Below are 15,681 nucleotides of genomic sequence, written 5' to 3' on the forward strand. Positions count from 1 at the left end.
TTTTAAAGGGAGTTGAATTTTAATGTTACCAAATTGTTAAATTTTAATGAATTAATGGTTAAGTTCGGGTCTACGTCACATTTAACGCTGACTCGCGATGAAAACATTTATTTATCTGGTTGCCTGCACGTTGCTGATCTCCGCCTGTACTACGAGTAAAGTACGAGTCGATACTACTTTGGACGAACAAGTTTCATTAGCCTATAACCGTACGTATTCTATCCTGAAAAGTTCTGATTTAAAGAACCTCGGCGAATACGAGCAGGGAATTATTTTACAGGAAATTGAAAAACAGATGAATGCCCGTGGCTACAAAGCCCTGGAAGAAGGAGGGGATTTATCCGTTCTGTTTTCCGTATACACGGATCAGTTTAAACTCAAACAAAGCAGTCCCGCCTACGCGAATCAAAAACTGAAGAAAGGTACGCTGTTGATTCATCTGGTCGATGAAACCCTCAACCGCTCCGTGTGGATGGGCTATGCTTCGGGCCTTTTTGAAAAGGAAACGACTTTATCCGAACGCGAATTACGGGCGGCTACGCGGCGTATCATGGATCAGTACCCGGCTCTGGCTTATGGTTATGCTCCGGCAAAAATGGTAGTCAAGCAGTAAGCAGTCTTTAGTTAGTTCAGGTAAAAAGCCCCAACGCAGGATTTATCCACGTTGGGGCTTTTTTTATGGGTACGCAATAATTAGTGACTGTACCTAAAACAAAAATTCGCCGATCTCAGAGAGATCGGCGAATCCATTATTGGTCTTTCTTCCCATTTGAAAACCATATCGTTTACGTCGCTGAATGTCATTCATTGACGATTGGTATCAGTTTTAGTGAACCGTTGCGGCGTTGTCCGTAACAATTCTTATGCAATGATACGAATAATATTGAAACATCTAAAGAAATAGTTGAATTTTTTTACGTAAATTTTTTTAAAGAATAAATCGCAAAATTTCTCAGGGTGCTCATGCTAGGTTTAATGGATACTTTTGAGGTATAGTCCAACCCTTATGCTGGCCACCTTATTAAGTACTTTGCTTCATTTTCAGGGACTTAGCCCTGCGTTGCCTGATTCGAACTACGTAGTGGTGCGGGAAATTCGGCTGGTAGGGAATCGACGTACGAAAGACTACATTATTCGTAGAGAGCTGGATTTCAGGGAAGGGGATACGCTATCGCTGCAAATGCTACCGGAGCGACTGGAAAAAAATCGTCGGAAAGTCTTCAATACTAACCTGTTCGTAACGGCGGAAGCAAAAGTCAACCTGGAACCTCGGGTCGATTCGATACGTACGGCAACCATTGAATTTGACTTGCGGGAGCAATGGTACATTCTGGGCTTTCCCATTTTTCAGCTGGCTGACCGAAATTTTAATGAATGGTGGACTGAGCGTAACCGCGATTTGAGCCGTACCATTTACGGCGTAAACCTGCGGCATTACAACTTTCGGGGTCGGGCTGAGCAGCTGAAAATCAATCTTGAGTTTGGGTTTGCCCGCTATTTTGACTTTTCGTACCGCATTCCATACATCGACCGTAAACAGAAGCTGGGCGTCACCTTTGGCATTTCATACAACACTACTAAAAACCTGCCGTACCGTACCAATCAGGACAAGCTAATCTATCTGCACAGCGAAAATCTGTTACGGGAGCGGTTCTATACCAATGTAATCTTCAGCCGTCGTAATCACTATTATGACTTTCAGAATCTGGAGATTCGCTACGCAACGCATACTGTTGCGGATACAGTAGTAGATCTAAATCCTAATTATTTTCTGCAGCAAAGAACCCGACAACGCTATTTCTTGGTCTCCTACGGCTATACGTACGATTTTCGGGACAAGGCTCAGTATCCCCTGCGAGGTTTTGTCTTTCAGGCGGTAGCCAATCGCTATGGGATACTGCCTAAGGATCAAATCAACCTGACCGACCTGACGCTGAGCTTTGCCCGGTATCGACCCCTGGGGGGCAAGTGGTATTTCGGGGCAATTGCCGAAGGGAAGACGTCCTACCCACAATTACAACCGTACTTACAAACGAGGGGATTGGGTTATCTGAATGACCTGGTTCGCGGCTACGAGCTTTTTACAGTAGATGGGCAACATTACCTGTATCTGAAAAATACGCTGCGGTATCAGTTGCTGGAGCGAAAGATATTCCTGAAACCGCTGCGAAAAATCAGGCAGTTCAATACGCTGCCGATTGAAGTTTATCCCAATATTTTCCTCGACGGCGGGCAGGCCTGGAATCAGTATCGCGGTTACTACAATAGCCGCTTCGCCAACCACTTTATGCTAGGCTACGGCGTAGGCTTGGATATTGTCACCTGGTATAATGCGGTTTTCCGCTTTCATTACGCCTTTACCCGGGATGGGGTAGGGGGCTTTCGATTCAATGTAGCAAGGGAATTTTAAATGAAAAAAGCCGGGTAAGACACCCGGCTTTTTTCAAATGAAAACGGTTTCAAACTTAGGGTCTGGCACCGGTATACTCCCATTTTTCTTTCAGGAACAGAATGTCTACGCCGCCCTGAACCATGATGTAGCTCACTTCCATTACTTTGGAATTTCCACTAATCGTAATCTTGTTCACACCACTGGGATCCAACCGAGCCGTTCTTCTATTTGCATTAGTTGGATCGTTCACGGCTACTGAATTTGTAACGCTGGTGACATTTCCTGCATCATCAAACGCGAATACGGGAGAGAATGCTCCAAAATAGCTTCCAGAACCATTATTCAAGAAGCTGAAGAAAGCAGAGCCGCCGTTCAGGTTCGGATCGAATAAATAGTTAGAATTCGCACTAAGCGTTACCAGATCACGCGTACGTGGCGTGTTGGCCGAGAATGCGGCATTCGTAGTGTGTCTAAAGGTGATGTTCGTTACGCGGTACCGTCCATCATATTTATTCTTCACGCTTACATTCAGAAGAATAGTACCGAAATTTCCGCTAACGGTTCCCGAAGAAGTCGATTGAATCTGAATGGGCAGTACGTAGTTTTTGGTAAAATCGAAACTACTGCTTTTCACCTTCAAATTCACCGTTGCCGTACGCTGTCCTTTAGGAATGACTACGGAAGCAGGTAGCGTATACAGGGAGCTGGGAATGAGATCATAATGGGCTTGCTGCTCGGTATTATACTGCGTAAGAGCCGTAGGGTCTGTTCCCAGATTAACAGTAATATCCTGAGGAGCTACGTGTGCACCTGAATAGCTTACAGTAATAGGATAATCGTTTTCTGTTGCGAGATCGAAAGCTCTACTGTACAAAGAATACTTGCTTCCGTATGGAGAAACGAAGTTGCTAGGATTTTTAAACTCAATTACGTTAACAGAATTATCTGGATCAAGAGCTGCTTCATCTTTCAGACAGGAGGAAAATCCTGAAGCCAGCAATACAAACCCAATGAATTTTATGATTGATTTCATGTGTAATATCAGTTAGGATCCCAGAAAATACGGTCTGAGAATTGGTTAACAGTTATGTAATTACCAGCGTTGTACGATTGCTCAGACGAAGGATACAGTACGCGAGTTGGTAATTTATCAGGACGAGTAGAGTTGGATTTGTTGGAAGCAATGTTGGTATAACCATTACCTGACGGATTCGTCCGGGGGTAACCCGTTCTACGGTATTCATTCCATCCCTCATCCGAGTTAATCATATTAACGGCGATGTATTTCTGGGTGATGATCGCCTCAAGCTTCTGCTCATTGGTAGTCGCCAGTTCAAAGTTAACCAGGTAGCTTTCTGGGTTATCTTTTTTATACGTAGCCACATCCGTAGCCACGTTTTTAGAAGCAGATACCGTATTGGTTACATCTTTGTACAGGTACGTAAATGAATCCGTAATGCCCTGGTTAAAGCTAGCTGCCGGGTCACCACTCAGGAAACCTTTCAAACGAGCTTCGGCCTGGAGAAAACGTGACTCAGCTGCCAGCATGATAGGCTGTCCCTGACCGGGGCCTTTCAGAACACCCAGGGAGTTAGAGATGCTGGTAGCACTGCTAAACGTACCCGTATACCAGGTGGAGTAGTTGGTAATGATCGTCGGAGCGTTCGTCTCGTTACCCAGTTGGTTAACGGGCGTTGGAGCACTCGCAGACGTGAAGTTTTTGTAGATGACACTACCGCGACCGTTATCCGTCAATTTCTGACCCTTGTAGAATCCAAACGCGAATTGCGTAGGAATACGTGAGGAATTCGACAGGGTACCGGTGGTTGTATAACCGAAGGTATTCCAGGAAGGATTGGGCTTGTTTTTTTCGTAACCGGGATTAACAATCGCATCGCCGGTGATGAAGCCTAAGGTCTGATCCAGTGCCGCAAACTTGGTGGTCACAAAAGAAGACAGGGAAGATACGCCTGACATTCGAATGAGAATACGAAGTTTAATGGTATTGGCAAATCGCTTCCACTGGGCCATGTCTCCACCGAACATCGGATCAGCCGAGGAGTTTAACGCAACCGGTGATTTAGCATTGTCAATCGTAGCAATGGCCTGATCTAACTGGTTAATTAAATCCTGATAGATAACCGAACCTTCGTCGTATTTAGGAGCCAGGTTGCCATTGCCCTGTAGAGCTTCCGTGTAAGGAACATTATTGAACGCATCTACCAAACGCTGGTAATTGAAGGCTGTCATAATGCGAGCAACCGCGTTCAGGTAGGATTGTTCATCAATACCCTGCGTCTGATTCAGTACGTATTTGTAATCCTGCAGGTTATCGTATGAGCTAGTCCAGAGGAAGTTATAATCACCCGGAACGATGTTATAGTTCAACAAGTTGCCAAATCCGGAGAAACCACCAGCATTCGCTACATAGCCCCCGAAGTGTGCTCCGTAACTGAAGTTAAAAGAAGACGTGGTGGCAGCAGTACCTACGATAGCCTGGGGAAGCACCAGTTGGGCAGAGGCTTCGGTAGGATCATTAGGGTTTTGGTTAATATCCAGATACTTATCGCAGGAGGTTGTGACCAGAATGACAAAAGTCAGCAACCAGTACAAGTTATATTTTTTCATCAATGATCAATTAAAACGTTAAGGATAAGGTACCTCCGAAGTAACGAGCAGGAGGCGTTTGCCCTAAGTTGGTGATACCAACGGCATTGCTATCCGTACCATTGGCACTGTATTCTGGGTCCGTATACAGGTTGGTTTTAGGTACCCAGATAAACAGGTTTCTACCCTGAACACTAACCGTAGCAGCCTTGATGAAGTTGGCTTTAGAGAGGATAGAAGCGGGGAAGTTATACGCCACTACCAATTCCCGCAACTTCCAGAAACCAGCCGAGTTTGCATAGTTTTCTCCAATGCTCGTATTACGGGTTCCATCAGTCCAGAAGTCAGCACCACCGCTACGTACGGCAATATTATTATTGGCTACGTAATTGCCATCGGCCGTCTGGTAAGAAGAGTTCGGAATAACAAAGCGATCCCGGTTGTACCAGGCCGTACGAATACCTGCTCCTGAGAAATCATAACCCGTTGAAATGGCATTGTAGATGTAATGGCCATTCCGGTATTCAAACAACGCAGAGAGTCGCAGACCCTTGTACTTGATTCCGGTGTTTAAACCTAACACGTGCGGAGGAGTAGTAATTCCCAAGTCACTAAAAGTACCGTTGCTGGCGGGATAACCCGTGGTCGGATCAACGATGATACGGCCCTGAGGATCGCGATTATAAGTCGTTACCTGTAACAGGGGGAACGGAGAACCTTTTTTAGCTAATACGCGGGAAGCAGTACCAACCGATGATAATACTAACTCATTCAGCTGATCAGCCAGAGAAATAACTTCGTTCTGGTTGTACGTATAGTTAGCTCCCAGGGATACTTCAAAGCCACTCGCTGTGCGGATGGGAGTGATGTTCAGGTAAGACTCTAACCCTTTATTCTGCACTTCACCAACGTTGGTCCGCAGGCTTGAGAAACCACTGGCAGAAGATACGTTAACCGTAATCGTCTGGTCAACCGTATTGGTTTTGTAAAGGGTGATACCACCATTAATACCAAGCTTTTTCAGTTCGAAGTCGAAACCGACTTCTGCACCCGTCGTCATTTCAGGTTTGATATTAGAAGCAACCAGGGTATTACCTAAAGTGAAACCGGCTCCGCTTGCGTAAGGATAGCCATACGCCTGACTGAACGTAGTAGCTAAAGCATAGGCACCAAAGTTCGTAAAGTTACCCAGGTTGACCTGACCTACTTTCGAGTAACCACCGCGAAGTTTCAAGCTTTGTAACCAGTTGCTCTGGCTCAACGCTGGAATAGCGTCAGAAGCAATGAAAGAAAGATCCGCAGCAGGGTAGAAGAAGGAGCGGTTATCTTTTGCCAGTACCGAACGCCAGTCGTTACGACCCGTTACGTGCAGGTAAAGGTATTCTTTGAAGCCTAACCGAACATCTCCGTACACACCCAACTGACGAGCTTTAAAATTACTCTCACCTGCCGTAGGGTTATTCAGGCTATTACCTACGTTGTACAAATCGGAGATAACCAGTCCACTAGCTCCGACGCTAACATCCTTTGAAGAGTTATCACGGGAGCTAATCCCGGCTACTACGTTCAAAGAAAAATTAGAACCCAGGCTCGTATTGTACTGAGCAATCAGGTCATTGACTAACTGCGTATTGAAGCCACTGTAATCACTTACAGAACCAGGAATATCCGTTTTTGAGCTTCCGGAAATGCTCTTCGTATAGTCGGTGAACGTAAACTTGCCAACGGTGCTCTTATTGGAAACGTTACGCGTACTCAAACCTACCCGATACGTAATCGATAAAGGTTTGATGGGATTCCATTTCAATTCAACGTTACCCTGGAAATAATCATTACGCGTATTAACGCGGTTATTTTCTAAAGTAAAGTAAGGGTTCGTATAGTATTCATTATAGTAACCATTCGGATTGGCAAAGGGATTGTTCCGCCAGTCTGAATACTGCGTAACATCTACCTGTCCGGGAGACATCAGGAGGTTTTGGTACACCGTAGCCGCCTGACTACTTTGGTCGTAACGGTTAGCGATAAAGTTGGTGTTAAAAGTAGCCGTCAGCTTATCGCTAATTTTACGCGTACTATTGGCCCGTACGCTATAGCGTTGGTATTTATCGTAAGGAACCGTAGACTTTTGATCAAAGAACTGGCCTGAGATATAATAGGTCGATTTTTCGTCGCCAGAAGAGATGCTGAAGTCCGTCTGATTTTGAACACCAGTCTCCCAGAAATCTTCCCGTGAGCCTTTGTAAGAATAGGGAACCGACTGGATAGAACCATCCTGCAGAGGCTTACCAATGTTAACCATTGAGCCATCGAAAGCCGGACCATACTGCTGGTTTTCGTAAGGCGTATAGCTGGGGACATCATCAGGCGTTGTTCCTGAACCGAATTGCTTCTGTAACTGGGGTAAGAAACTTACTTTCTCCAGCGTAGTAGTATGAGCGATTTTTACTTCCGTCCGTCCGGCCTTACCTTTCTTCGTCGTCACAATCAAGGCACCGTTCGAAGCATCAGAACCGTATAATGCAGCCGCACCGGCTCCATTCAATACCTGAATGTCTTCAATATCTTCAGGGTTAAGGTTACCCAGGATACTGTTTGGCGAGATAATATTATCAATGATAACCAGTGCCTGGTTATTACCCGTCAACGAACGGTTTCCCCGCAGTACCAGACGGTAGTTAGGGTTCAAACCACTACTAACGGCTGAAATCAACAAACCAGGAACTTTACCGGATAAACCTGCCGCGAGGTTAGCCGCTTTTCCCTGGGTAATTTCAGTGTTTTTGATGGTAGTAGCCTGCGTACCGAGCTCTCTCCGTTGAGCCGTAAGACCCCCTGCGGTGACAACGACCTCATTTAAATCACTTTGGTTTACTTCCAGGCTTACATTAACCACATTGTTAGCCGGAATATCAAGAACTGAGGTTTTGAAACCAACGAAGGAAAAAGAAAGGGATTTGACGGAGGAAGGAACATTTAAGCTGTAAGATCCATCCTGGTTGGTGGTAGTACCCACCGCCGTAGAGCCAACTGCCCGGACGGTTACACCGATCAGGCCGGAACCATCCTCTAGAGCAGTGACTTTTCCAGTCACAACACGACTCTGGCCGTACGCATGCATAACAAGCGTACTGAGCAACATAACCGTTGCCAGTAGAATTTTTCTCATTTGTTTTGGTTAAGGAGTTAAGGATTTATATTGAATCCTGTCTACAAACATAATATAATATTTGCATTCTATCAAAATGTAAAATTTATTGTAAGGTAAAGATTTGAAGTATTTTAAAAATAATCCCCTGTTTTTTGTGAAGATTACAAAACAAAAGAGGCCTCTTTAATAATATGTACAAAAAAAATAGAATAAACGATTTTGAAATTTTCTGCGGTCCCTCAAAAGCTTAAATAGGATAATTTCAGTATTTGACTTTTTATAAGATAAAATGAAGTATACGTCAGATAGTGAACGACTTAGACATTAAGTATGCATCCATTTATTGATCCACTCTAACGCGAAAGAGCCAGGGCCGGATGAAATTCTCATCCGGCCCTGGCTCTTTCTGGAAATAGTAATCTTTTAAGCAATAATAAACACGACCAAACTCCGGGCTCCGTGAGCTCCTACCACCAGCGATTGCTCAATATCAGCGGTTTTGGACGGGCCGGCGATGAACGTGCCAAAACCCGTCTCGTCGACCTGAATCCGTCGGTAAGCTTCGTGCATATTCGGTACAATGGTTTCCGCCCGAATAACCAGCACCAGATGCTGAGTAATGAAAGGCAGTGCTCGGTGCTGCATTTCCTGTTCCGTTACCCAGATGGCTCCGTTTTCGGCCACGCCGTACCGCCCCGGAATCACTGCCAATTGAATAGCTTCCAGTTCGTGAGGGTCACTTACCGCCAGATTGGCGTCGGCCAGATGGGCTAGCTCGGGTATGGTAATGGCGATGTGCGTAAGATCCGGGTAAATTTCCTGTAAACGTTCGGCAACCTTGGCCAGATCCGGTACTACCTCCACGGTGCCGCCAATCATTTGCAGCGTTTGCTGATACTGGGCCAGTACATCCGGATAGTTCGATTCGAAGGTATACACGGATGGTAGCGGCAACAAATCGGGTTTATTGGCCCGAATGGCCTGTAATATGATTTCTCGACTCGAGGACATGGCTAACAATGTTTATTTACGATTCTTCTCCCACCACTGCCGGAAACTGTCTTTGGGAGCATCGGGCAATTCGCGGTGAATACTCCAGGCATTCAGCGGATTGTTGGCCGCCCAGGGAGCAATCCGTAAGGCCGTACGAGCCGCGTTGAAACTCAGTTTAAATAAGGTAGGAGAGGCCAGTACCTTCGAAGCCAGTTGTAAGCTGGTTTTTTTGATGCCGCCCACGTAGCCTTCCTGAGCCAGTACCTGCCGCCATTTATAGAGCTGGTCGTGAATATCGATTTTCACCGGACACACATTCGAACAACTGCCGCAGAGGGTACTGGCGAAAGGCAGATCCGCATTTTTCCGCATATCCAGATTCGGAGCCAGGATTGAGCCAATCGGTCCTGCCACGGCGTTGTGATAACTATGACCGCCACTTCGCCGGTATACGGGGCAGGTGTTCATACAGGCTCCACAGCGAATACACTTTAAGGAATTCCGGAAATCGGGTCGGCCCAATTGCGTAGTACGGCCATTATCAACAATGACAATGTGCATCTCCTGACCGGGCCGGGGACGGTGAAAGTGACTGGAATACGCCGTCACGGGTTGTCCGGTTGCACTGCGGGTCAGTAAGCGGAGAAACACGCCCAAATGATCAGCTCGCGGGATGATTTTCTCGAAGCCCATACTGGCAATGTGAATCTCGGCCAGGTGAGCCCCCATGTCGGCATTACCTTCATTGGTACAGACCACAAAGCCGCCCGTTTCGGCAATGGCGAAGTTGACGCCCGTCAGGGCTGCCCGTCGGGTCAGGAAGGTTTCGCGGAGGTGTTGCCGGGCTGCTTCCGTGAGGTACTGCGGATCGGTCGCTCCTTTTTCCGTACCCAGGTGCTCGTGGAAAGTATCCCCCACGTCCGATTTCTTCAGGTGGATGGCCGGGAGTACAATATGACTGGGCGGTTCCTGCCGAAGCTGTACAATGCGTTCGCCCAAATCCGTATCGATCACTTCGATACCCTTGCTCCGGAGAAAGTCGTTGAGGTGACATTCTTCGGTAAGCATGGACTTGGATTTAATCATCCGATCGATGCCCTTTTTGTGGAGTAATGACCAGACGATCTCATTATGTTCCTGAGCATTCGCGGCCCAGTGTACCGTAATGCCGTTTTCCTGAGCCTTGCGTTCAAAGTTTTCCAGCAGGGTATCCAGGTTCGATAAAACGTGGTGCTTGATTTGCGACGCTGCTTCCCGTAAAGCTTCCCATTCGGGCAATTGCATGGCCGCCCGGTCGCGTTTCTGGCGTACCCACCACAGGGTTTCATCGTGCCAGTCTACCCGGGGCTCGTCTCTATTGAATACTTCCGAGGCGGCAGCGTGATCAAGTGTATGCGGACTCATGGCGTTGATGTTAGATTACTGGAAGAAGAAGATCTTCTTCGTTTCATACTATTATATACTTAAACTAAAAACAGTTTAAGCATTCCAATGAAGCTTTCTTTTTCAGTACATCCAGTTGTGTGAATTTAATTTTTCCCAGAATGTAAAGAGAGAGCTTGATTTCTTGTTTTTAAGAACAGATGGGGCTGAAACCATTCGAAAAATACGTAAAAAGCGTATTTAGTAAAATTTATGAAGCTCAAAAATCCATTACACAGAGCTTTTTTAAAGTTTTCTTCCGGTAATCATTAGAACTTTTCTAAGTCACACCTTTTAGTGCGAAGCTTTTTTTACTCAACTATTCCAAAAAACGGCCAAAAAAACCATTGGACTTTTTAAACAACTTTCGGCACTAAAAATAGAAATGTTGTATTATTCTAAGTTTATGGTGGCACCGTAAGAGGAACTTTTCGGATTTAACATTTAGGTAATTGACTCATAATCAAACTATGTGCACCTTTGTATCACCCAAACGGCAAAACACAATCAAAAAGCTGTTTGCACTTGTTTTGTATTTTTCCCATTTGAAAAACATATCATCCCATGAAAAAGTCCATCAACTTCATCCTTGCAGCCTTCGTGGCTTTTAGTAGTGTAGCTTTCAACGCCACTGCTGCCGTAAATTCTGATCCTGCGAAAGAAACGGTAAAAGCAAATCCGTACAACGCACAACTGGCTCAGGATTCTCAACTGCGTTTCCAATTGACGTTCCAAAATCCTGATAAAAAGAAATTGACGATTGCTATCAAGGATAAGGAAAACACGACGCTGTTCACTGAAACGACTACTAACGAAAACTACCTGCGTCTGTTCGATCTTTCGACCTTAGGCGATGGCAAATACACGTTCGAAGTATTGGGTGGCAAAAATCGCTACACGCAATCATTCGAAATCGCTACGCAAACGAACCGTACGGTTTTAGCTCGTAACTAATTAGAATCCCCCATTTTTTGCAGCGTCCTGTAAGCCATGGCTTACGGGACGCCTTTTTTTATTCCTGGGCGTTCAGAATTTCGGCGATATGTACAATCCGAACCGGACTTTTCTGGCGTTTTAGAATACCTTCCAGGTGCATCAGGCACGACATGTCGCCCGCCGTGATGTACTCAGCTCCGTGGCGTTGGTGATCCGCGACGCGGTCTTTCCCCATTTTCGAGGAAATTGATTCTTCACTGACGGCGAACGTACCACCAAAACCGCAGCACTCGTCCTTACGGTCCAGCTCAACCAGTTGCAGGTCTTTTACCATGCCAAGCAGTTTGCCGGGTTTGGAAAAGGCCGGGCAGTTCAATTCGCTCATCTGTGAGGTTTTGAGTCCCCGCTGGCCGTGGCAGCTTTGGTGAACGCCTACCTTATGCGGAAAGCGGGCTTCCAGTTTTTCGACCTTTAGGATGTCCGTCAAAAATTCCGTGAGTTCGTACACCCGGTGCCGAATGGTATCCGCCAGCGACTGATTTTCGGGATAGTGCAAATGTTCCTTGACGTGCAGTACGCAGGAACCGGAAGGAGCTACGATGTAATCATACCCCGTAAAATTGCGTACAAAATTGGCGTCGCAACCGACGTTGAGGTAGGCAAAGCCCGAATTGGCCATGGGCTGCCCGCAACAGGTCTGATTACGGGGGAAATCGACTTCACAACCAAATTTCTCAAGTAATTCCAGGGTAGCAACGGCTACCTTCGGATAAAATTGATCGACGTAGCAGGGAACAAAAAGAGCAACTTTCATCAGCTTTGAGCTTGTCGCTATTGGCTGTGTACTCGGGTTTCTGCTTTCGGATCAGCGAAAAGCGGACGGCCAATAACGATTTATAATTCCGTACAAACTGTTTTCTTCAACGTAAATAAACTCCCATCAAAGGGCTTTTCCTTATTCCAGGCGTCCTCGATAACCAGAGCCGCTCCCAGAGCCGAAGCCTGAGCAATTTCCGAAGCCAGTACTTCACATTCCGGAAAAGCCTGAGCCAGCAGATTCAGGTAAATTTCGTTTCGGCTGAAACCACCGTCCACAAAAATTCGCCGGATGGCCGTGTTGCCTTTGGCTAACTTGACCGAAGCGATTTGCTGAGCCATCAAATCCAGAATCAACTGATGGTACGCTTCTTCGTAACTACTGAATTCGTTCAGGTTTCGTTCCGAAAAAGTGGAATCTTCCAGCGAACCCAGCCGTACCGAATCGGGCGAAGCCTGGGTGAAGCGACTGCGTAAGGACAAAAGAATCGCTTCGTCGTATGATACTCGCTGATACTGCGAAAGATCCGTTTGGAAATAATCCGCCAGGTGTTTAACGGCCCGTTCGTGTTCATTTCCGGCAAACAGTCGGGAAGCTTTGACCGGATCGCCCCGGAAGGTGAGGTAACTGAGACAATCCTGACGTAACTCGCTGATCGTAAGGGGTTCGTCGCTGAACGGGTTCATGGTAATACACCAGGTACCCGTTGAAATCAGCAGAAAAGGTTCCTGCCCGAACGCCCGCAGGTACGGTACCAGAGCCGCCGAACTGTCGTGAATCCCCACGCCCACCTGCATATCGTCTTTTTCTACGGCGGGGGAGGTCAGAAAGGAAGGCAGTACCATCTGCCCCAGCGAATGAAAACCTTCTTCGAATACCCAGCGGTGGTACTTGCGTTGCGTAAAATCCCAAAGCCCCGTATGGCAACCGACGCTGGTAATTTCAGAAACCGGACGCCTGGTAAAAAGATAACTGGCGTACTGGGGTAGATGCAGCGAGTGCTCAATCTGCCAGTACAACTCGGATTTTTCGTACTTGAGCCAGTACAACTGCATCCCTGAATTCAGCATACCCAAAACGGGCGAAGCCGTACGGGCCGACCATTCCAAACCCGGACCGTAATGATCGTTAAAGCGTTGCTGAAGTTCCAGTGGGAACGTTTTCAGGTAATTATAAAGTGGCGTGACAGGTTTTCCGTCGGCGTTAATATGAACGAAACTCGCCCCGTACGCGGAAAAATTCAGAGCCCGTACGTCAAATCGGCCTTCGTTCAACACTTCCGCCAGACTGTCGATCAGCCAATTGCTCAATAACTGTAAATCATCCCCGTGGAATCCGTCATCGTCCGGAATTTCTTCGAAAGGTGTCTGCTTCTGGTACACGATCTGGTAGTCCTGATCAAAGAGAAGCAGTTTCTTATTGGTTTTCCCAATATCAAAAATGGCGACGCAGGGGATAGACATGGGGCGTACAGAATGAATTAATGAATGGGTGGATTAAAAAAAACGTCAGGTACAGGGAAGGCCTGTACCTGACGTAGCTATTAGAGACCAGTAGCCACGGCTTTCAGACCACGGGCTTCGATCAGTTTGTTGCGAAGGGATAACTCACGATACAGGCCGACTGGATTCAGAGCGGCATCGGCCCGCAAACGGGCTTCGGCCAGCAAGGGCCGTAAATCCGTACGGAAGGCATTCTGTAACAACTCCTGAGCGGCGGCTACATCATTATTAGTACGGGCTTCTTCCAGAGCCACGCGATCCACGAGCAGTGCCTGAGCGTAGGCGAGCTTGATAGCTTCTACCGATTGCAGCAAATCTTCCAGCGGGTCTTTTACGTTGTGTGACGCATCAATCATCCAGCCCAGATCCGAGGCGTGATTCATGCCCCGAGTGTCCATCCCATCGACCAGTTCGTTGAAAATCAGGAACAACTGATACGGTTTGATGCTGCCGGCCGTCAGATCGTCGTCGCCGTATTTCGAATCGTTGAAGTGGAAACCACCCAGCTTTTCTTCCATCAGCAATAGCGATACAATTTGCTCGATGTTGGCATTGGGCAGGTGGTGACCCAGATCGACCAGCGTGTAGGCTTTGGGTCCTAACTTGCTGGCATACAAGAACGACTGTCCCCAATCACCCACCGTAGTTGAGTAGAAGTTGGGTTCGAAGGCTTTGTATTCGACGAAAATCTTCCAGTCGGCGGGAAGAGCCGCGTAGATTTCCTGCAAACCTTCTAAGGTACGCTGGAAGGCCTTGCGGAAGTTCAGTTGTCCGGGGAAGCTCGAACCATCGGATAACCAGACCGTCAGGGATTTGGAACCCAGAGCTTCGCCGTAACGAATCACGTCGATGTTATGATTGATAGCTTGTGTGCGAACAGCAGCATCGGTATGTTGCAGCGAACCAAACTTGTAGCTCAGTTCCTGATTCGGCTGATCCTGAAACGTATTCGAGTTCATGGCATCGAATACGAGTCCGTAGCTGGCCGCCAGTTGTTTGATGGCCTCGCCGTCGGTCGGAATATCCCAGGGAATATGCAGGGAGATGGCTCCGCTCGAACGGTTCAGAGCGTGTAGCAGGCCTACATCAGCAATTTTTTCTTCGAGATTCCGGGGTTCTCCACCACCCGCAAAGCGACCAAAGCGGGTACCACCCGTACCCAAAGCCCAGCTGGGGATGGCAATCTGAAAATCAATGAGTTTACCAAGGATACGCTCGGTTGTTTCGGAGCCCAGTTCTTCGGCTAAAAACTCAAACTTCCGGCGATGAGCAACTTCATGCTGCTGGTTATATTGGGCTATTTGATAGGATTCGAGAGGCATATGTTGGTTAGTGTTAGCGTGTTGAGTTTTGGGTTTAGGGTTTTGAGTTTTATCACGTCAGAAATAGGGATAGTTAGATTCACTCATTTATTCAAAATGGACGATAACCGCAGCGGCGGCCACTCAAAACCCTAAACTCAAAACACCAAACTCATTTCAGGTAAAAAACTTCCGGTAAAGCGACCTGTACGGGTGACTGATCAGGATTGGTTTCCATGAGATCAGCCATGTACGCCCACCACTTCTGCATGACGGGATTTTCGGGTAACTTCCCTGTAACGCTCAGATCATCGACTTCCTGTACCCCGAAAAGCGTATTCGTGCTTTCGTCCAGAAAAATTGAATAGTTATGAATGCCGCTGGACTGGAGTAATTCCACCAGTTCCGGCCAGATTTCGTCGTGTCTCCGGCGGTATTCGTCCACGTTTCCCGGAAACAACTGCATTTTAAAAGCAACGCGAGGCATGATGGGAAAGATTATAGTTGTCAGTTTGCGGTTTTCAGTTTTCAATAGTGAACCACTGGATGATTCAACCTTG

Annotated in this window: 12 protein-coding genes; 3 read left to right on the forward strand and 9 right to left on the reverse strand. The window is 46.9% G+C overall.

Annotated elements, in window-relative coordinates:
- Positions 1–97: 97 nt before the first annotated feature.
- The gene (locus BWI97_RS16320) at positions 98–613 is read left to right on the forward strand and encodes a DUF4136 domain-containing protein (RefSeq protein WP_094811774.1); all 516 of its coding nucleotides are present in this window, start codon (positions 98–100) and stop codon (positions 611–613) included.
- Positions 614–1,006: 393 nt separating this feature from the next.
- Positions 1,007–2,410: a BamA/TamA family outer membrane protein gene (locus BWI97_RS16325; protein ID WP_102201863.1), complete on the forward strand. Its 1,404-nt coding sequence runs from the start codon at positions 1,007–1,009 to the stop codon at positions 2,408–2,410.
- Positions 2,411–2,465: 55 nt separating this feature from the next.
- Here the strand turns inward: BWI97_RS16325 and BWI97_RS16330 are convergent, their stop codons facing one another.
- The 5 genes from BWI97_RS16330 to BWI97_RS16350 all read right to left on the reverse strand — a co-directional run bounded on the left by BWI97_RS16330 (position 2,466) and on the right by BWI97_RS16350 (position 10,547).
- The gene (locus BWI97_RS16330) at positions 2,466–3,425 is read right to left on the reverse strand and encodes a DUF1735 domain-containing protein (RefSeq protein ID WP_094811779.1); all 960 of its coding nucleotides are present in this window, start codon (positions 3,423–3,425) and stop codon (positions 2,466–2,468) included.
- Between the two features lie 8 nt (positions 3,426–3,433).
- Entirely contained in the window at positions 3,434–5,020 is a 1,587-nt protein-coding gene (locus tag BWI97_RS16335; RefSeq protein ID WP_094811781.1) for a SusD/RagB family nutrient-binding outer membrane lipoprotein, read from the reverse strand.
- Between the two features lie 10 nt (positions 5,021–5,030).
- Entirely contained in the window at positions 5,031–8,168 is a 3,138-nt protein-coding gene (locus BWI97_RS16340; protein ID WP_102201865.1) for a SusC/RagA family TonB-linked outer membrane protein, read from the reverse strand.
- A 405-nt stretch (positions 8,169–8,573) separates the two neighbouring features.
- Positions 8,574–9,161 (reverse strand): LUD domain-containing protein, encoded by a 588-nt coding sequence (locus BWI97_RS16345; protein WP_094811785.1) that lies wholly within the window; start codon positions 9,159–9,161, stop codon positions 8,574–8,576.
- A 12-nt stretch (positions 9,162–9,173) separates the two neighbouring features.
- On the reverse strand, positions 9,174–10,547 hold the full coding sequence (locus tag BWI97_RS16350) for a lactate utilization protein B (protein ID WP_094811786.1): 1,374 nt from the start codon (positions 10,545–10,547) through the stop codon (positions 9,174–9,176).
- A gap of 582 nt (positions 10,548–11,129) precedes the next feature.
- On the opposite strand from BWI97_RS16350, the gene BWI97_RS16355 reads away from it, so the two are divergent.
- Positions 11,130–11,519, forward strand: coding sequence for a hypothetical protein (locus tag BWI97_RS16355; protein WP_102201867.1), 390 nt, complete (start codon positions 11,130–11,132; stop codon positions 11,517–11,519).
- Between the two features lie 58 nt (positions 11,520–11,577).
- Here BWI97_RS16355 and BWI97_RS16360 read toward each other — a convergent pair whose 3' ends face one another.
- From BWI97_RS16360 to rhaM, 4 genes are all read right to left on the reverse strand, one after another.
- Positions 11,578–12,315: a (Fe-S)-binding protein gene (locus tag BWI97_RS16360; RefSeq protein WP_102201869.1), complete on the reverse strand. Its 738-nt coding sequence runs from the start codon at positions 12,313–12,315 to the stop codon at positions 11,578–11,580.
- Between the two features lie 80 nt (positions 12,316–12,395).
- Positions 12,396–13,781: an FGGY-family carbohydrate kinase gene (locus tag BWI97_RS16365; protein ID WP_102201871.1), complete on the reverse strand. Its 1,386-nt coding sequence runs from the start codon at positions 13,779–13,781 to the stop codon at positions 12,396–12,398.
- Positions 13,782–13,861: 80 nt separating this feature from the next.
- Positions 13,862–15,142 (reverse strand): TIM barrel protein, encoded by a 1,281-nt coding sequence (locus BWI97_RS16370; RefSeq protein ID WP_102201873.1) that lies wholly within the window; start codon positions 15,140–15,142, stop codon positions 13,862–13,864.
- A 151-nt stretch (positions 15,143–15,293) separates the two neighbouring features.
- Complete coding sequence (gene rhaM, locus BWI97_RS16375) at positions 15,294–15,608, reverse strand: L-rhamnose mutarotase (protein WP_094811795.1); 315 nt, start codon at positions 15,606–15,608, stop codon at positions 15,294–15,296.
- Between the last annotated feature and the right edge of the window lie 73 nt (positions 15,609–15,681).

Source organism: Siphonobacter sp. BAB-5405 (genome assembly GCF_002872335.1).
Lineage (GTDB): Bacteria > Bacteroidota > Bacteroidia > Cytophagales > Spirosomataceae > Siphonobacter.